Raw genomic sequence first — 18102 nt, 5'->3', positions numbered from 1 at the left:
GGTCAGTCTCCGTTCGCAGTCGCGGATGCGGCGGCCAGACGCGCGTTGCGGCGGTCCAGCGATGCTCCCTTGATCGTCGCATACGCCCACATGCCACCGAAAATGAACGCGACCAGCAGAATGGCGGGCTCGAGGATCGCCGAGGCGGCAAGGAGCACCTGCAGCGCCCATCCCAGCGCGATCCCCCATCGCCAGCGCACGACGCCGCTGGCGGCGATCATCACGACGGCGAAGACGGACCCCACGACGATCGCCCACCACGGCTCGACACCGTCGGGAGTGGACTTCAGCCCGTAGATCACGAGCCACGCGAGAAAGACGACGATCGTCTCGAAACCGAGCACGACCTGCGCGAGCGACTCCTGCGCGCCGCGCTGACGCCGCGCCCGCGGCGCACGCTTGCCGCTCACGCCGACCACCCGTCCTTCCATGCCTCGGCCTCTGCGAGGGCGAGCGCCTCTCCCGCCAGCACGACGGAACCGGCGATGACCACGGCGCGCCGATCGGATGCGGCGGCCCACTCGCGGGCGGCCTCGGCCGCATCCGCGAGATCGGCGTGGACGGTCACGCGCAGGTCGTGCGCCTCGGCCAGGTCGGCAATCGTGTCGGCGTCGTTCGCCCGCTCGGAGCCGGGAGCGGTGGCGAACACATGGGCTGCAACGGGGGCGAGCGTCGCGACGATCCCCTCCGCATCCTTGTCGCCGAGGACGCCGAGCACGACGCCCCACTCGTCGAAGTCGAACGATCCGCGCAATGCCTCCACGAGAGCCGTGGCTCCGTGCGGATTGTGTGCCGCATCGACGACGACCGTCGGATGCGCCCCCACAAGCTGGAGGCGCCCCGGCGAAGTCGCCTGGCCGAGACCGTCCGTGACGACATCGGGAGCGAGCGTCTGCGAGCCCGCGCCGATGAGGGACTCGACGGCCGCGATCGCCAGGGCGGCGTTGCGACCCTGGTGCTCGCCGTACAGCGGAAGGTACAGCTCGGCGTATTCACCGGCCAGCCCCTGCACGTCCAGGAGCTGTCCCCCGACCGCGAGGCGGTAGGACCGCAGCGCGAAGTCGGTGCCCTCGACCGCGATCGTGGCACCCCGAGCGGCTGCCGCCTCGCGCAGCACGCGATCGACCTCCGGCTCCTGCGCTGCGGAGACGACCGCAGCGTCCTGCTTGATGATTCCCGCCTTCACGCGGGCGATCTTCTCGATCGTGTCACCGAGACGGTCGGCGTGGTCCATCCCGACCGGGGCGATGACCGCAACGTCGCCGTCGGCGGTGTTCGTCGAGTCCCACTCGCCGCCCATGCCGACCTCGATGACGGCCACGTCGACGGGAGCGTCCGAGAACGCCACGAACGCCAGCACCGTCAGCACCTCGAAGAAGGTGAGTCGGGCACCGCCTTCGGCGATCAGCTCCGCATCCACCAGCTCGATGAACGGGACGATCTCCTCCCAGGCCTCGACGACCGCGGCATCCGCGATCGGTTCGCCGTCGACCATGATGCGCTCGGTGAAACGCTCCAGATGCGGGCTCGTGAACAGCCCGGTGCGCAGCCCCATGGTGCGCAGCAGGCTCTCGATCAACCGACTCGTGGACGTCTTCCCGTTCGTGCCCGTCACGTGAACGACGCGATAGGTGCGCTGCGGGTCGTCCAGCAGCTCGAGCACGCGGCGGGTGCGCTCGATGCGCGGCTGCACCCACTGCTCGCCCTGCCGCTCCAGCAGCGCCGCGTACACCGCATCCGCGCGGTTGCGCTCGTTCTCGGTTCCGCTCATCGTGCGACCTCCACTCGTGCGACGCCCACGGTGAACGATCCCGCGTTCGCGTACGCTCCCGCGGCGAACTCCCCCGTGTACTCGACATCGTGGCTGTCGACGGCGCGTCGCACGCGCTCGGTGCCATCGGTGCCCGTCACCAGCACCTGGAGGGCCAGGGTCTCGCCCGCGACGTCCGCCGCGTCGAAGGCCGACGCCACGGCGTCCGCATCGGCGGCATCCGCGAACGTCAGAACGAGCCGGATGCGGTCGCTCACCTCGAAGCCCGCGGCCTTGCGCGTGTCCTGCACGGCGCGGACGACGTCGCGCGCGAGACCTTCGGCCTCGAGGGCGGGCGTCGTCGCAGTCGCTAGCAGCACGAAGCCGCCGCCGCCCAGGACAGCCAGGGCTTCCCCGTCCGGGCGCCCGCTGGTCTCGAAGACGAGGTCGTACTCCGCGGGCTCGAGGGCGATCCCGCCCGCCGTCACGACGCCGTCGCGCTCGAACCAGTCCCCGTCCTTCGCGGCGCGGATGACCTGCTGCACGAGTTTGCCGAGGCGCGGGCCCGCGGCGCGCGCGTTCACGGTGAGGCGGTGCGTGATGCCGTACTCCGTCGCAGTGTGCTGGCCGAGATCGACCAGCTCGATCGCCTTCACGTTGAGTTCGTCGCGCAGGATGTCGTCGAACTGTCCGAGCGCGCCGGCGTGAGGCACGACGACGGTCAGCAACGGCAGCGGCAGCCGCACGCGCTTGCCCTCGCGCTTGCGCAGCGCGTTGGCGACCGAGGAGACCTCGCGCACCGCATCCATCGCCTCACGGATGTCGGCGGCGTCGGCGAAAGCAGATGCGTCGGGCCAGTCGGTCAGGTGCACACTGCGACCGCCCGTGAGCCCCTGCCAGACGCGTTCGGCGACCAGTGGAATGAGCGGTGCCGCAACCCGCGTGAGCGTCTCCAGCACCGTGTAGAGCGTGTCGAAGGCCTCCCTCGAGCGGGCGTCGTCTCCGACCCCGACCCAGAAGCGGTCGCGCGAGCGACGGATGTACCAGTTCGTCAGCACCTCGGCGAAGTCTCGCAGGCGTGCGGCGGCCGTCGTCGAGTCGAGCACCTCGAGATCGGCGGCCACGTCGCGCACGAGATCGCCGGTGAGGGCGAGGATGTAGCGGTCGAGGACATCGGTCGAGTCGGTGCGCCACGTCGCCTCGTACCCGGACCCGTCGGGTCCGCCGGCGGCGTTGGCGTAGGTGGAGAAGAAGTACCACGTGTTCCACAGCGGCAACAGGAACTCGCGGACACCCGCGCGGATGCCCTCCTCTGTGACCACGAGGTTGCCGCCGCGCAGGACCGAGCTCGACATGAGGAACCATCGCATGGCGTCGGAGCCGTCGCGGTCGAAGACCTCGCTGACGTCCGGGTAGTTGCGCAGCGACTTCGACATCTTCTGTCCGTCGCTGCCGAGGACGATGCCGTGGCAGGAGACACCCGTGAACGCCGGCCGGTCGAAGAGCGCGCCCGACAGCACGTGCATGACATAGAACCAGCCGCGCGTCTGTCCGATGTATTCGACGATGAAGTCGGCGGGTGCGTGGGTGTCGAACCATTCGCGGTTCTCGAACGGGTAGTGCACCTGGGCGTAGGGCATCGAGCCCGAGTCGAACCAGACATCGAAGACGTCCTCGATGCGCCGCATGGTGGAGGTGCCCGTGGGGTCATCCGGGTTGGGCCTGGTCAGCTCGTCGATGTAGGGACGATGCAGGTCGACGTTGCCCTCGGGGTCGCGCGGCAGGCGGCCGAAGTCGCGCTCGATCTCCTCGAACGAGCCGTACACGTCGATGCGCGGATAGGCGGGATCGTCGCTCTTCCACACCGGGATGGGCGAACCCCAGTAACGGTTGCGACTGATCGACCAGTCGCGCGCTCCCTCGACCCACTTGCCGAACTGTCCGTGCTTGACGTTCTCGGGAGCCCAGGTGATCTGCTCGTTGAGCTCGACCAGGCGCTCCTTGATGTCGGTGACGCGCACGAACCAGCTCGAGACGGCCTTGTAGATCAGGGGGTTCCGGCAGCGCCAGCAGTGCGGGTACGAGTGCTCGTAGCTGGCTTCGCGCAGCAGACGCCCCTCCTGGCGGAGCAGACGGATGAGGGGGCGGTTGGCGTCGAGCCACAGCTCGCCGGCGACGTCGGCGACCTGCGGCAGGAACCGACCCCCGTCATCGACGCTGACGATCGTCGGCAGACCCGCCGCATCCGCGAGACGCTTGTCGTCCTCACCGTACGCCGGGGCCTGGTGGACGATGCCGGTGCCGTCGGTGGTCGTGACGTAGTCGTCGACGAGGATGCGCCAGGCGTCCTCGGTACCCCAGGTCTCGGCGTCCGCGTAGTAGTCGAACAGGCGGTCGTAGGACACGCCCGCCAGCTCCGCGCCGGCGATCCGGCGCTCCACGGCGTCACGCGCCGCATCCGCCGAGTCGTAGCCGAGATCCTTCGCGTGAGCGCCGACGAGATCGGCGGCGAGCAGATAGCGGTGCGCGCTGGTCTCGAGGGCATCGTCCGGCGTTCCGTCGGGCGCACGGTGGACGTCGGCAGCGCCCGCGGGACCGGCCGGCAGCACGGCGTACTCGATGGCGGGACCGACCGCGAGCGCGAGGTTGGTGGGAAGCGTCCACGGCGTCGTCGTCCACGCGAGCGCGCGCACCCCGGTGAGCCCGAGCGCCTCGGCCTTCGCGCCGACGAGCGGGAACGTGACCGTGACGGAGGGATCCTGGCGCATCTTGTAGACGTCGTCGTCCATACGCAGCTCATGGCTCGACAGCGGCGTCTCGTCGCGCCAGCAGTACGGCAGCACGCGGTAGCCCTCGTAGGCGAGCCCCTTGTCCCACAGGTTCTTGAACGCCCACAGGACCGACTCCATGTACCCGGTGTCGAGGGTCTTGTACCCGCGCTCGAAGTCCACCCATCGGGCCTGGCGGGTGACGTAGTCCTCCCACTCGTGCGTGTAAGCCAGGACGGACTCACGGGCCTTCGCGTTGAAGGTCGCGACTCCCATGCGCTCGATCTCGTCCTTCTCGGTGATACCGAGCTGCTTCATCGCCTCCAGCTCGGCGGGGAGTCCGTGGGTGTCCCACCCGAAGACGCGGTCGACCTTCTTGCCCCGCATGGTCTGGAAGCGCGGGAACAGGTCCTTGGCGTACCCGGTGAGCAGGTGACCGTAGTGCGGCAGACCGTTGGCGAACGGGGGGCCGTCGTAGAAGACCCACTCGTCGGCACCGTCGCGCTGAGCGATGGATGCGCGGAAGGTGTCGTCGGCGGACCAGAAGTCGAGCACTTCGCGCTCGATCTCGGGAAAGCGCGGGCTCGGCGTGACGTCGGCAGCGGGTCCGAAGGCCGAGGAACGGGGGTAGGTCATCGTCATCTCGCAGGGGTCGAAGAACTCTTCCTGCCGGGACGGCCGTAGCCGCGGTACCACCCTGCTTGCCGGAGAAACGCCTCCGACCACTTTCACTGCGGCGATGACGGGCCTGCCCCGCTCGGTTCTACTGGGCGCGAACGCCGTTCTTCCGAGAGCTCCCCGGTGATGGCCGGATCCGTGCTTGTACCTGCGATTCTAGCGCGCCGTGGGGCGGATCCAGGTCGCCGAAGATGGGATGCATGCAGATCACGACCGACCGCCTGACGCTGCGCCCGATGACCGAGGACGATCTCCCGGCGCTGCGGGCGATCCTCGGGGACGAGATCACGATGACGGCCTACGAGGGCGCCTTCGACGAGGACGAGATCCGCGGGTGGCTCGCCGGGCAGTTGCGCCGCTATGCGGAAGACGGCTTCGGTCTCTGGGCGGTCACGCACGCCGGCGACATGATCGGCCAGGCGGGCATCACCCGACAGCGGATCGAGGCCGACGAGGTGCACGAGGTGGGCCACCTCTTCCGCCGCGACCAGTGGCATCGCGGATTCGCTGTGGAAGCCGCATCCGCCTGCCGCGACTGGGCGTTCGACGAGCTCGGGGTCGACGCCGTCTGGGCGAAGGTGCGGAGCACGAACATCGCGTCCATGAACGTCGCCATCCGTCTCGGGATGCGGGTGCGCCGCGCCTTCACCACGCACTACCGCGGGGTGGACATGCCGCACTTGGGCTTTTCGATCGATCGCACCCAGGCGCGACGCACCGCCTAGGCAGACGTCTCGGGCGCTGCCTGCAGAGAGCGCACCATGCTCGTCAGAGCGGCGAACGCGGCGGACTGCTCGGTGTCGGTCAGCCCCGACAGCATCCGAGCCTCGACCGAACGCACCGCCGTGCTCGCCTCGTCGAGGCGTCGCCGCCCCAACGGGGTCAGCCGCGTGGGAAGCGCCTTGCCGACGGCGGCATCGGCGGGGCGGACGACCTCGCCGTCGCGCTCGAGCGCCTGCAGCAGCACGTTCATCGACTGGCGTGTCACGAACGTGCCCCGGGCGAGGTCGGAGTTGGTCGAGCCGGGCCGCTGCGCGAGCAGTTCCAAGCATGAGTAGTGGGTGATCGTCATGCCGAGCGGCCGGAGCACATCCTCCATCGCGGCACGCAGCGCGCTCGCTGCCTGCTTGACGAGGTAGCCGAGCGACGTGTCGAGATGGATCTGCGCACCGGGTTGACTCATGTCAGTATTCTGACATAGATTGCGTGTCAGTTATCTGACATCAAGCGAGGAGCTCCCATGCCCGTCACCGGTCCCGACTTCATCTCCCTCCAGGTACGCGATCTCGATGCGTCGCAGGCCTTCTACGAAACCCACCTCGGACTCGTGCGCTCGCCCGCCGGTCCCCCGCATGCTGTGGTGTTCACGACGACACCCATCGCGTTCGCGCTGCGAGACCTTCTTCCCGAAACCGACCTCTCCGGCGTCGATCAGCCGGGCATCGGCACGGCCATCTGGCTTCACGCGAGCGGGGTCCAGGAGATCCACGACGGTCTGGTCGCCGCAGGACACACCATCGTCTCGGCGCCCGTCGAAGGCCCGTTCGGGCTCACCTTCACCTTCGCCGACCCCGACGGATACCGGATCACCCTCCACGATCACGTCTGATTCCTGTGCCGGCGTGCCGCATCCCCTCTCGGATGCGGCACGCCGGCGTCCCGGTAGACTTGCCGCACCCCACACTCAGGCACGCTCACACGGTGCCGCACATATCGAGGAGACACCCATGGCCATTCCCGACAAGCCCGCACTCGAGGGCCTCGAAGCCAAGTGGGACCAGACCTGGTCCGCCGAGGGCACCTATCTCTTCGATCGGGAGGCCGCGAAGACCTCCGGCCGCGGCGGCGTGTTCTCGGTCGACACTCCTCCCCCGACCGCATCCGGCTCCTTGCACATCGGTCACGTGTTCAGCTACACGCACACCGACGTGAAGGTGCGCTTCGAGCGGATGCGCGGCAAGACCGTCTTCTACCCCATGGGATGGGACGACAACGGGCTGCCGACCGAGCGGCGCGTGCAGAACTACTACGGCGTGCGCTGCGACACCTCCCTGGCATACGACCCCGACTTCACTCCCCCGTTCCGCGGCGACGCGAAGAGCCTCAAGCCGGCCGATCAGGTGCCCATCAGCCGTCGCAACTTCATCGACCTCTGCGAAGAGCTGACGCTCGAGGATGAGCAGGCGTTCGAGGCCGTCTTCCGCCAGCTCGGGCTGTCGGTCGACTGGACGCAGACCTACCGCACGATCTCGAACGACACGATCCGCACGAGCCAGCTGGCGTTCCTCCACAACCTGGAGCGCGGCGAGGCGTACCAGGCGCTCGCACCCACGCTGTGGGACATCGATTTCCGTTCCGCCATCGCCCAGGCCGAGCTGGAGGACCGTGAACAGCAGGCGTCGTATCATCGCCTCGCCTTCCACAAGACCGACGGCTCGGGCGACATCCACATCGAGACCACCCGCCCCGAGCTGCTCGCGGCCTGCGTCGCGCTCGTCGCCAATCCCAACGACGAGCGGTACCAGCCGTACTTCGGCCAGACCGTGCGCACGCCCGTGTTCGGCGTCGAGGTGCCCGTGCTCGCACACCCGCTGGCTCAGCAGGACAAGGGCTCGGGCATCGCGATGGTCTGCACCTTCGGCGACGTCACCGACATCATCTGGTGGCGTGAGCTGGATCTGCCGAACCGCACGGTCCTCGGCAAGGACGGCCGCATCCTCCCCGATGCGCCGGCCGCCCTCGAGACGGATGCGGCGAAGGCTGCCTACGCGGAGTTGGCGGGGCTCACGGTGTTCAGCGCGAAGAAGAAGATGGTCGAGCTGTTGGAGGCCTCCGGCGAACTCCTCGAGGTGTCCAAGCCCTTCAACCACCCGGTGAAGTTCTACGAGAAGGGTGATCGCGCCCTCGAGATCGTCTCCACGCGCCAGTGGTACCTGCGCAACGGCGCCCGCGACGAAGCCTTCCGCGAGAAGCTCCTCGCCCTCGGAGCAGGGATGCGGTGGCACCCCGACTTCATGCGCGTGCGCTACGAGAACTGGACCAACGGACTCACCGGCGACTGGCTCATCAGCCGCCAGCGCTTCTTCGGCGTTCCGATCCCGGTCTGGTACCCCCTGGACGAGAACGGCGAGCGGGTCGAGGGCGGCGTCATCACGGCCGACATCGCCGCGCTTCCCGTCGACCCGACGACCGACACCGCACCCGGCTACGACGAGTCGCAGCGCGGGGTCCCTGGGGGCTTCGAGGGCGAGAAGGACATCTTCGACACGTGGGCGACATCGTCCCTCACGCCGCAGCTGGCCGGTGGTTGGCAGCGTGACGAGGAGCTGTGGGACCTCGTCGCACCGTTCGATCTGCGCCCGCAGGGTCAGGACATCATCCGCACCTGGCTGTTCTCCACGATGGTGCGCTCCGCCCTCGAGGACGACCGTGCGCCGTGGACGGATGCGGCCATCAGCGGCTTCATCGTCGACCCCGACCGCAAGAAGATGTCGAAGTCGAAGGGCAACGTCGTCACGCCTGCCGACATCCTCGACCAGCACGGCACCGACGCGGTGCGCTACTGGGCGGCGTCGAGTCGGCTCGGCGCCGACGCCGCGTTCGACCCGCAGAACCCCACCCAGGTGAAGATCGGCCGACGGCTGGCGATCAAGGTGCTCAACGCGGCGAAGTTCGTGCTGTCCTTCCCCGTGCCCCAGGGCGCCCAGGTCACCCATGCGCTGGATGCGGCGATGCTCGCCACGCTCGACCGCGTCGTACGCGACGCGACGGCGGCCTTCGAGGCGTACGACCACGCGCGCGCCCTGGAGATCACCGAGTCGTTCTTCTGGACGTTCTGCGACGACTACCTCGAACTCGTGAAGGAGCGCGCCTACGATCAGGGCCACGTGGGACAGGCGTCGGCCGCGCTGGCCCTGCGCACGGCACTCTCGACGCTGCTGCGCCTGCTCGCCCCGGTGCTCGCCTTCGCGACGGAGGAAGCATGGTCGTGGTTCGAGGAGGGCTCCGTGCACACCGCCCCGTGGCCCGAGTCGCTCACCGCCAACCACGGGGACGCCGAGGCCGGCGACCCCGCCGTCCTCACCGCGGCGAGCTCCGCGCTCATCGCCATCCGACGGGCCAAGACCGAGGCGAAGGCTTCGCAGAAGACGCCGATCGCGCGTCTGGCGCTCGGGGCGCCGTCGGCGATCGCCGCCGCCCTCGCGAGCGCCGAGGGTGATCTCAAGGCCGTGGGCCGCGTCGCCGATCTCGCTATCGTCGACGCCGAGACCGTTCAGGTCGTCGACATCGAGTTCGCCCCGCAGGAGGTCTGACATGAAGCTCGGCACGCGTTGGAGCGCCCGGACGGAGCCGCCCGCCTCGGTTCCCGCCTCGCTCCGTGAGCAGATCGCCGCCGTCGAGTCGGCCATCACCGAGTCGCAGTGGTCGTCGCAGCCGACCCCACGATGGACGCTGACGTGGCTCGAAGGACGGCCCGTCGCGGAGCTCGACACGGGCGTCATCGTGTCGCTCGATGCCGACGGTACCGCGGTCGTGCGCCACGACGTCGACGACGAGTTCGCCTGAGCCCGCCTCTCGGCCCTCATCGCGAGCGCCGATAGTCTGAGCGGATGGCGTCCGTCAATCCGCTGCTCTCCCCACCCGCTCTTCCCTACGCGCTTCCCGACTACGCCGCGATCGAGCCCGAGCACTACCTGCCCGCGTTCGACGAGGCGTTTCGTCAGCATCGTGCGGAAGTCGACAGGATCGCGTCCCAGACGGCACCTCCGACGTTCGAGAACACGCTCGTCGCCCTCGAGCGCGCGGGCGAGACGCTCGACCGGGTGAGTCGGACGTTCTTCACCGTCTCGTCGGCGGACGCCACTCCCGCCATCCAGGCGATCGAGGAGGAGCTCGCGCCCCTCCTGTCCGCTCACAGCGACGCCATCCGACTCGACGAGCGGCTCTACGCCCGGGTGAGCGCGCTCCACGACGTGCGCGACACACTGGATCTGGATGCGGAGTCGCTCCGGCTGCTCACGCGTACCCACCGCGAACTCACCCTGGCGGGCGCCGGCCTCTCCTCCGACGACAAGCGGCGCCTCGTCGAGATCAACACGCGACTGTCGACACTGACCACGACGTTCGAGAAGCACCTGCTCGCCGACACGAATGAGCTCGCGATGCAGGTGAGCGACGAGCGGGAGCTGGAGGGGCTCGCCGCAAGCGAACGGTCCGCCGCAGCCAGAGCGGCGGAGCAGCGCGGGCTGGACGGCTGGCTGATCACGCTCCCGCTGTTCACGGGACACCCATGGCTGGCATCGCTCGCCGACCGCCCCTTGCGCGAGCGCATCATGAACGCCTCGCGCGCCCGGGGCGGACGCGGCGGCGACAACGACAACAGTGCGACGGTGCGCGAGATCGTGCGCCTGCGGGCGGAGCGGGCGGCGCTTCTCGGCTTCCCGACGCACGCGGCCGCCGTTACCGCCGATCAGACCGCCGGTTCTCCCGAGGCCGTCGCCGGATTGTTGCGCCGTCTGGCGGAGCCCGCATCCCGCAACGCCGCCGCGGAGAAGGCGGAACGCACCGAGGTCTCCGGTATCCACGACCTCGCGGCGCACGATTGGGCGTACGCCACCGAGCAGGTGCGCGCGACGCAGCTGGATATCGACACGGCCGGGCTGCGCCCCTGGTTCGAGGCCGAGCGCGTGCTGCGCGACGGCGTGTTCGCGGCCGCCACCGCGCTCTACGGCATCACCTTCACGGAGCGGCCCGACCTCGTGGCGTACCATCCCGGCGCCCGCGTCTTCGAGGTGTTCGAAGAGGACGGCACGGGTCTCGGGCTCTACGTCCTCGATCTCTACACGCGCGACACGAAGCGCGGCGGCGCGTGGATGAACTCCATCGTGACGCCGTCCGAGCTGCGCCGATCCGCGCCGGTCGTGGTGAACAACCTCAACGTCTCGGACCCCGGTGAGGGACAGCCGACTCTGCTGACCCTCGACGAGGTCACCACTCTGTTCCACGAGTTCGGACACGCGCTCCACGGGCTGTTCGCCCGTACGCGCTACCCGCATTTCGCCGGAACGGCCGTCTTCCGTGACTTCGTCGAGTTCCCGAGCCAGGTCAACGAGATGTGGATGCTCGCCCCCGGCGTCGTCGAGAACTACGCCCGCCACATCGAGACCGACGAACCGCTGCCCGCGGAGGTGATCGAGCGGCTGACCGCATCCGGAACGTTCGACCAGGGCTTCGCGACGAGCGAGTATCTCGCAGCCGCCTGGCTCGACCTCGCCTGGCACTCGTTGAGCGTCGATGACGCCCTGGCGGAGATCGACGTCGCCGACTTCGAACGACGTGCCCTGGAAGACATCGGACTCGCCGAGCCCGCCGTGCCTCCGCGGTACTCCACGACCTACTTCGCCCACATCTTCTCGGGCGGCTACAGCGCGGGCTACTACTCCTACATCTGGAGCGAGGTCCTCGACGCCGACACCGTCGAGTGGTTCGAGGAGAACGGCGGCCTGGATCGGGGCGCAGGCGAGCGGTTCCGCCGCCGACTGCTCGGCGTGGGCGGCGCGAAAGACCCGCTCGAGGCGTACCGCGACTTCCGCGGCCGCGACGCTGCGATCGACCCGCTGCTGCGACGCCGCGGCCTGGCTTCCTGAGGCGTCAGCGCCAGCCGAGCAGCGCGCGTACGACCTTCTGGGATGCGGGCGACCCGTCGTTCTCGATCGGCCAGAGCTTCTCGCGCGACCCGAAGACACCGTCTGCGCGGAAACGTTCCTCGATCCCATCCCACGCAGAACGGAGCAGGGGTGCAGCGTCGTTGCTGTCGGAGGCGCCCCGCACGGATACGTGCGAGGCGATGACGAGCTCCGCACCCCCTTGCATCGGCCGGGCACACGCCACGATCAGCGTCGGTGTCGCGGGGCGTCGAAAAGGACGAAGCATCTCGAGTCCGGTGTCTTCCAGGAGCCAGGTGATCACGCCACGCTTGCGAGAGACCTGGACGTCCCCGAGGTACAGGTCGTGCGCGATCCACTCGGTGCCCGAGGCCTGCACCCGCGTCCCGAATCCGCCATCGCCGGTCGCGAAGCCGCGCTTGACCAACTCGTGGACGGCGACATCCAGCCCCCACGACGCCTCCGCGGCGATCAGGAACCGCGCGGCGCGGCCGGGCAGTCCGTTCCACCGCAGCGGGCCGACACGAGCCTCCCGACCATAGCCTGATAAGCCGCTCATCGCCAGCCGAGCAGGTCGCGGGTCAGGCGGTCTTGCGCTTCTGGCGCAGCACCAACGTGGGCGCGGCGCCTTCTTCGACGGCCGCGCGGGTGACGACGACCTTCGCGACGTCCTCGCTGGAGGGGATCTCGAACATGATCGGACCGAGCACGTCTTCGAGGATCGCGCGGAGTCCGCGCGCACCGGTCTTCCGCGAGACGGCCAGCTCCGCGATCGCCTCGAGCGCGTCTCGCTCGAAGTCGAGCTCCACATCGTCGAGCTCGAACATTCGCTGGTACTGCTTCACGAGGGCGTTCTTCGGCTCCGTGAGGATCTCCATGAGCGCCTCGCGGTCGAGCGGCGAGACTGCAGCCACGACGGGAAGCCGACCGATGAACTCGGGGATGAGCCCGAACTTGTGCAGGTCTTCGGGCAGCACCTCGCTGAAGAGGTCGGGCGCGTCGTCTTTGCGCTGCAGCGGAGCGCCGAAGCCGACGCCGTGCTTGCCCACGCGCGCGGAGATGATCTCTTCAAGACCCGCGAAGGCACCGGCCACGATGAACAGCACATTCGTCGTGTCGATCTGGATGAACTCCTGATGCGGGTGCTTGCGGCCGCCCTGCGGCGGCACCGAGGCTACCGTGCCCTCCAGGATCTTCAGGAGCGCCTGCTGAACGCCTTCGCCCGACACGTCACGCGTGATCGAGGGGTTCTCGGCCTTGCGGGCGATCTTGTCGACCTCGTCGATGTAGATGATCCCCGTCTCGGCGCGCTTCGTGTCGAAGTCGGCGGCCTGCAGAAGCTTGAGCAGGATGTTCTCGACGTCTTCGCCGACGTAGCCCGCCTCCGTCAGCGCGGTGGCATCGGCGACGGCGAAGGGCACGTTGAGACGCTTGGCGAGCGTCTGGGCGAGATAGGTCTTGCCGCATCCGGTCGGGCCGAGCATGAGGATGTTGCTCTTGGCGATGTCGACCTCGTCGGCACGCTGATCGGCGGAGATGATCGTGCTCTGCGCGCGCACGCGCTTGTAGTGGTTGTAGACCGCGACGGACAGCGCGCGCTTGGCCTGCTCCTGTCCGACGACGTAGTCCTCCAGGAAGGAGAAGATCTCGCGCGGCTTGGGCAGATCGAACTCGGCGACCTCGCCGGATGTCTGCTCGGCCATGCGCTCTTCGATGATCTCGTTGCACAGCTCGACGCATTCGTCGCAGATGTACACACCAGGGCCTGCGATGAGCTGCTGCACCTGCTTCTGGCTCTTGCCGCAGAAGGAGCACTTGAACAGGTCGGCGCTCTCACCGATTCGTGCCATGATGCCTCTCTTCCCCCCGGATAGCTGCGCGGTACATCGAGCCTAACCGGAGTCGGGGACAACGGTCGTATTGCGCGTCAGGATGTGTGCACACAGGACGACGCCCCGATCCTCGCTCGGACCGGGGCGTCGCTTCTGGCACGATCTCAGCTCGTGAGAGCGGCTGGCGTGCGCTTGCGCGTGGTCAGCACCTGGTCGACGAGGCCGTACTCGACGGCGGTCTCGGCGGAGAGGATCTTGTCGCGGTCGATGTCGCGGTTGACCTCCTCCTTGGTGCGGTGCGAGTGCTTCGCGAGGGTCTCCTCGAGCCAGGTGCGCATGCGGAGGATCTCCGCCGCCTGGATCTCGATGTCGGAGGCCTGCCCGTGACCGGCCTCTCCCATCGCGGGCTGGTGGATGAGGATGCGTGCGTTCGGCAGCGCCAGGCGCTTGCCGGGTGCGCCCGCGGCCAGCAGCACGGCCGCGGCCGATGCAGCCTGACCGAGCACGACCGTCTGGATCTGCGGCGACACGTACTGCATGGTGTCGTAGATCGCGGTCATGGCCGTGAACGAGCCGCCGGGCGAGTTGATGTACATGATGATGTCGCGGTCGGGGTCCTGGGACTCGAGCACGAGCAGCTGTGCCATCACGTCATCCGCAGAGGCGTCGTCCACCTGGACGCCCAGGAAGATGACGCGATCCTCGAACAGCTTGTTGTACGGGTCCTGGCGCTTGTAGCCGTATGCCGTGCGCTCCTCGAACTGAGGCAGCACGTAGCGGCTCGACGGCATCTGCAGTCCCTGCGGCGTGTGGGCCGCGGCGCCGAAAGTGGGAATGTTCATTCGGGTTCTCTCTTCTCGCCGTCGCTCGTCAGTTCGCCGTGCCGCCGCCGCCGACGACGTCGGTCGCGGACTCGCGGATGTGGTCGACGAAACCGTACTCGAGCGCTTCGTCGGCCGTGAACCAGCGGTCACGGTCGCCGTCTTCGTTGATCTGCTCGACGGACTTGCCCGTCTGCGCCGCAGTGATCTCCGCCAGGCGGTTCTTCATCGACACGATGAGCTGAGCCTGGGTCTGGATGTCGCTGGCGGTACCGCCGAATCCGCCGTGCGGCTGGTGGAGCAGCACGCGGGCGTTCGGCGTGATGTAGCGCTTGCCCTTGGTTCCCGCGGTCAGCAGAAGCTGACCCATCGAGGCCGCCATGCCGATGCCGACGGTGACGATGTCGTTGGGCACGAACTGCATGGTGTCGTAGATGGCCATACCGGCCGTGATCGAGCCACCGGGCGAGTTGATGTAGAGGTAGATGTCCTTCTGCGAGTCCTCGGCGGCGAGCAGCAGGATCTTCGCGCAGATCTCGTTGGCGTTCTCATCCCGCACCTCGGATCCGAGCCAGATGATGCGGTCCTTCAGCAGCCTGTCGAAGACGCTTGTCGCGACAAGGGGGTCGGCCATGTTCACTCCTGTTCGGTGATCGTGAGAACGAATCTACCGGCGCGCTTCGGACCCCTCGCCCGTGTTCGCCGTCGGCATACGCTCCGGCGCATGAACGAGTTCGGCGGCGTATCCGCGCACCGATCTCCGGTAGCGCGGGAGGTGCGGGGCCAGCGCATCGAGCACGATGGCGAGGCCCTCGCGCTCCCGATGGGAGGACGCCAGCGCGAGCGCGTAGAAGGCCGCTGCCGCATCCTTCATCCCGCCCGGGCGTACCGTGCGGTACTCCGCCTCGAGCAGCGACAGGCTCTCGTCGAACTTGCCGAGGTTGCGGATGGTGCTCGCGAGCTGGATGACGGCCCGGGTGCGTCGCTCAGGGTCGAGTCCCGCCTCGAGCGCCGCCCGGTACAGGGGCTCGGCCTCCTGCTCGCGGCCCGCGGAGTCATAGGCTCCGGCCCGCTCGAACAGGGCGACGGCGTCCCCGGCCTCGCACTCGCTCGCCAGACGCTCGATCTCGTCGATGCGGGCCTCGTCGCTGAGCGACTCGTCGTGCCATACAGCGTCGACGCGTGTCTGCCAGTCGGTCATGATTCTTCTCCTCCGGGACGACGAAGGGCGGATGCTTCCGCATCCGCCCTTCGTACTGGCGTGTCTTACTCGGCGTCGGCCTTCTTGGCCGTGGCCTTCTTCGCGGCGGGCTTCTTGGCCGCAGCTTTCTTGGCGGGCTTGGCCTCCTCGGCGGCGGCCTCGTCCTCGGCGTCCGCGGCGGCGTCGGCGATCTCTTCGGCCTCCTCGACGACGTCGGCCTCAGCAGCCGGCTCGTCCTCGACGGCGATGAAGCCGGTGAGGTCGACGGGCTTGCCGTCGGTGTCGACGACGCTCACGCGGCCGAGCGCGATCGCGAGGGCCTTGTTGCGGGCCACCTCACCGATCAGCGCCGGCAGCTGGTTGCCCTGCTGCAGCGCGTTCACGAAGTCCTGCGGAGCCATGCCGTACTGAGCGGCCGACTGGATCAGGTACTGGGTCAGTTCGTCCTGCGAGACCTGCACGTTGGCCTCTTCGGCGATCTTGTCGAGCAGCACCTGCGTGCGGAACTGCTTCTCGCTCGCCTCGGTGACCTCGGCGCGGTGCTCGTCGTCCTCGAGGCGACCCTCGCCCTCGAGGTGGGCGTGGACCTCGTCCTCGACCAGCTTCGGCGGCACGGGGATGTCGACCTTCTCGAGCAGGACCTCGACGAGCTTGTCGCGCGCGGCGGCGCCCTGCGTGAAGTTCGACTGCTGGGCGACCCGCTCGGAGAGGCTTGCACGCAGCTCGTCGATCGTGTCGAACTCGCTCGCCATCTGGGCGAAGTCGTCGTCGGCGTCGGGCAGCTCGCGCTCCTTGACGGCCTTGACCCTGACCGAGACCTCGGCCTCTTCGCCGGCGTGGTCGCCGCCGACCAGCTTCGAGCGGAACGTGGTGTCCTCACCGGCGGTGAGCGACTCGATCGCCTCGTCGATGCCCTCGAGCAGCTCGCCGGAGCCGACCTCGTACGAGACGCCCTCGGCGCGGTCGATCTCGTTGCCGTCGATGGTCGCGACGAGGTCGAGCTCGACGAAGTCGCCCGTCGCGGCGGGACGCTCGACGGTGACGAGCGTGCCGAAGCGCGCACGGAGGTTGTCGAGCTCGGCGTCGATAGCCGCCTCGTCCGTAGCGACGGCGTCGACGGTGATCTCGAGGCCCTCGTAGGCCGGGAGGTCGAAGTCGGGACGCACGTCCACCTCGACGGTGACCTTCAGGTCGCCGGAGAAGTCGCTGACCTCGGGGAGGGCGACGATGTCGGCCTCCGGACGGCCCACGACCCGCAGGCCCTGCTCGGCGACCGCTTCGCGGTAGAACCCGTCGAGGCCCTCGTTGACGGCGTGCTCGAGCACGGCGCCACGTCCGATGCGCTGGTCGATGATCGGAGCCGGGACCTTGCCCTTGCGGAAGCCGGGGATCTGGACGTCCTGAGCGATGTGCTCGTACGCGTGAGCGATCGAGGGCTTGAGCTCCTCGGGCGAGACCGAGATCTCGAGCTTCACCCGGGTGGGGGTGAGCTTCTCGACGGTGCTAGTGACCATGCCTGTTGTTCTCCTCTGTTCCGCGCCAACGCACGGTGGCTGAAGGTCTGGGGTCTTGGGGGCCGTGTCGGGGCGACAGGATTTGAACCTGCGGCCTCCCGCTCCCAAAGCGGGCGCTCTACCAAGCTGAGCTACGCCCCGGGCGGGCGGGCACGCGAACGTGCACCGGATTCGGCCCCGAGAAGTCTAGCCGACGCTGCCCGCGCGTCGAATCGACGTTGAGAACTCAGCTATGCTTGCTGAGGTTGCGGCCGTTGCCGCTCCGGGGATGTAGCTCAATGGTAGAGCCTCAGTCTTCCAAACTGATTACGCGGGTTCGATTCCCGTCATCCCCTCCAAACGAACGAGGCGGCCCGGTTTATCCGGGTCGCCTCGTTCGTTTTCTGGGCACTGCCGGGAATCGAAAGCAGGCGAAGCCTGCGTCTTCGATTGGGCCCACGCCGCCAGAGGCTCCGCGCGCGGCGCAGCCGCGGGTGGAGGGGCGGTGGGGACCGTCATCCCCCGGCACACGACATGCACGTTTCGACTCGCCCCCGGCTCGCTCAACGACCGACCGCCCACCCTCGTTCGTTGAGCGACGAGCGCAGCGAGGAGACGAAACGAAGCGACCCGTTCCCTGGCGTCCCTCGCGACATCCGGTGACCGGCGCGACCGGCGTCGATCTGCCGCTGGATGCCGTCGCGAGCGCGCACCAACTCGAGATCCGCTCCCGCCTGCTCGCAGCGGCGACCGCGACGCAACGTCATCATGATGGCGCGCACCGTCATCCCCCGCATGAAACGCACGTTTCGACTCGCCTCCGGCTCGCTCAACGACCGATCGCCCACGCCCGTTCGTTGAGCGACGCGCGCAGCGAGCAGACGAAACGCCTCC

At 68.5% G+C, this 18102-nt stretch carries 16 protein-coding genes and 2 tRNA genes; 6 read left to right on the top strand and 12 right to left on the bottom strand.

Features of this window, described 5'->3' with window-relative positions; all coding sequences use genetic code 11:
• Nucleotides 1-2 precede the first annotated feature (2 nt).
• The 3 genes from ACYVJS_RS11435 to ileS are packed head-to-tail and all read right to left on the bottom strand — an operon-like array spanning nt 3 to nt 5154.
• On the bottom strand, nt 3-431 hold the full coding sequence (locus tag ACYVJS_RS11435) for a DUF4233 domain-containing protein (RefSeq protein ID WP_460740060.1): 429 nt from the start codon (nt 429-431) through the stop codon (nt 3-5).
• Nucleotides 407-1771, bottom strand: coding sequence for a bifunctional folylpolyglutamate synthase/dihydrofolate synthase (locus tag ACYVJS_RS11430; protein ID WP_460740059.1), 1365 nt, complete (start codon nt 1769-1771; stop codon nt 407-409). Before ACYVJS_RS11430 ends, ACYVJS_RS11435 begins: the two co-directional genes overlap by 25 nt.
• Nucleotides 1768-5154, bottom strand: coding sequence for an isoleucine--tRNA ligase (gene ileS / locus ACYVJS_RS11425; RefSeq protein ID WP_460740058.1), 3387 nt, complete (start codon nt 5152-5154; stop codon nt 1768-1770). The genes ACYVJS_RS11430 and ileS overlap by 4 nt, the downstream gene beginning before the upstream one ends.
• 242 nt (nt 5155-5396) lie before the next feature.
• On the opposite strand from ileS, the gene ACYVJS_RS11420 reads away from it, so the two are divergent.
• The gene (locus ACYVJS_RS11420) at nt 5397-5921 is read left to right on the top strand and encodes a GNAT family N-acetyltransferase (RefSeq protein WP_460740057.1); all 525 of its coding nucleotides are present in this window, start codon (nt 5397-5399) and stop codon (nt 5919-5921) included.
• Here the strand turns inward: ACYVJS_RS11420 and ACYVJS_RS11415 are convergent.
• A complete protein-coding gene (locus tag ACYVJS_RS11415; protein ID WP_274287974.1) occupies nt 5918-6379 on the bottom strand; it encodes a MarR family winged helix-turn-helix transcriptional regulator in 462 nt (153 codons plus the stop codon). The genes ACYVJS_RS11420 and ACYVJS_RS11415 overlap by 4 nt on opposite strands.
• 57 nt (nt 6380-6436) lie before the next feature.
• On the opposite strand from ACYVJS_RS11415, the gene ACYVJS_RS11410 reads away from it, so the two are divergent.
• The 4 genes from ACYVJS_RS11410 to ACYVJS_RS11395 all read left to right on the top strand — a co-directional run bounded on the left by ACYVJS_RS11410 (nt 6437) and on the right by ACYVJS_RS11395 (nt 11843).
• Nucleotides 6437-6805: a VOC family protein gene (locus ACYVJS_RS11410; protein ID WP_460740056.1), complete on the top strand. Its 369-nt coding sequence runs from the start codon at nt 6437-6439 to the stop codon at nt 6803-6805.
• A 118-nt stretch (nt 6806-6923) separates the two neighbouring features.
• On the top strand, nt 6924-9509 hold the full coding sequence (gene valS, locus ACYVJS_RS11405) for a valine--tRNA ligase (RefSeq protein WP_460740055.1): 2586 nt from the start codon (nt 6924-6926) through the stop codon (nt 9507-9509).
• A 1-nt stretch (nt 9510) separates the two neighbouring features.
• A complete protein-coding gene (locus ACYVJS_RS11400) occupies nt 9511-9762 on the top strand; it encodes a hypothetical protein (RefSeq protein ID WP_460740053.1) in 252 nt (83 codons plus the stop codon).
• Between the two features lie 44 nt (nt 9763-9806).
• Entirely contained in the window at nt 9807-11843 is a 2037-nt protein-coding gene (locus tag ACYVJS_RS11395; protein WP_460740052.1) for a M3 family metallopeptidase, read from the top strand.
• A 4-nt stretch (nt 11844-11847) separates the two neighbouring features.
• Here the strand turns inward: ACYVJS_RS11395 and ACYVJS_RS11390 are convergent, their stop codons facing one another.
• The 7 genes from ACYVJS_RS11390 to ACYVJS_RS11360 all read right to left on the bottom strand — a co-directional run bounded on the left by ACYVJS_RS11390 (nt 11848) and on the right by ACYVJS_RS11360 (nt 17370).
• Nucleotides 11848-12420 carry a hypothetical protein gene (locus ACYVJS_RS11390; protein WP_460740051.1) on the bottom strand — a complete coding sequence of 191 codons (573 nt, stop codon included), beginning with the start codon at nt 12418-12420 and terminating at the stop codon, nt 11848-11850.
• Nucleotides 12421-12442: 22 nt separating this feature from the next.
• Nucleotides 12443-13711 carry an ATP-dependent Clp protease ATP-binding subunit ClpX gene (gene clpX / locus ACYVJS_RS11385; RefSeq protein WP_137416781.1) on the bottom strand — a complete coding sequence of 423 codons (1269 nt, stop codon included), beginning with the start codon at nt 13709-13711 and terminating at the stop codon, nt 12443-12445.
• Between the two features lie 146 nt (nt 13712-13857).
• Nucleotides 13858-14535 carry an ATP-dependent Clp protease proteolytic subunit gene (locus ACYVJS_RS11380; RefSeq protein ID WP_137416780.1) on the bottom strand — a complete coding sequence of 226 codons (678 nt, stop codon included), beginning with the start codon at nt 14533-14535 and terminating at the stop codon, nt 13858-13860.
• Between the two features lie 28 nt (nt 14536-14563).
• Nucleotides 14564-15148 (bottom strand): ATP-dependent Clp protease proteolytic subunit, encoded by a 585-nt coding sequence (locus tag ACYVJS_RS11375; protein ID WP_137416779.1) that lies wholly within the window; start codon nt 15146-15148, stop codon nt 14564-14566.
• A gap of 33 nt (nt 15149-15181) precedes the next feature.
• Nucleotides 15182-15715, bottom strand: a complete 534-nt coding sequence (locus tag ACYVJS_RS11370) for a tetratricopeptide repeat protein (RefSeq protein ID WP_460740050.1) — start codon at nt 15713-15715, stop codon at nt 15182-15184.
• A gap of 65 nt (nt 15716-15780) precedes the next feature.
• Nucleotides 15781-17229 (bottom strand): trigger factor, encoded by a 1449-nt coding sequence (gene tig, locus ACYVJS_RS11365; RefSeq protein WP_460740049.1) that lies wholly within the window; start codon nt 17227-17229, stop codon nt 15781-15783.
• A 67-nt stretch (nt 17230-17296) separates the two neighbouring features.
• A tRNA-Pro gene (locus ACYVJS_RS11360) sits at nt 17297-17370 on the bottom strand.
• Nucleotides 17371-17493: 123 nt separating this feature from the next.
• On the opposite strand from ACYVJS_RS11360, the gene ACYVJS_RS11355 reads away from it, so the two are divergent.
• A tRNA-Gly gene (locus ACYVJS_RS11355) sits at nt 17494-17567 on the top strand.
• Between the two features lie 204 nt (nt 17568-17771).
• Here ACYVJS_RS11355 and ACYVJS_RS11350 read toward each other — a convergent pair.
• On the bottom strand, nt 17772-18056 hold the full coding sequence (locus ACYVJS_RS11350) for a hypothetical protein (RefSeq protein WP_460740048.1): 285 nt from the start codon (nt 18054-18056) through the stop codon (nt 17772-17774).
• Nucleotides 18057-18102 lie beyond the last annotated feature (46 nt).

The sequence above is a fragment of the Microbacterium neimengense genome, assembly GCF_054782995.1.
The sequence above is the reverse complement of the archived record's forward strand: the minus strand, read 5'-3'. Positions and strand labels throughout refer to the sequence as shown.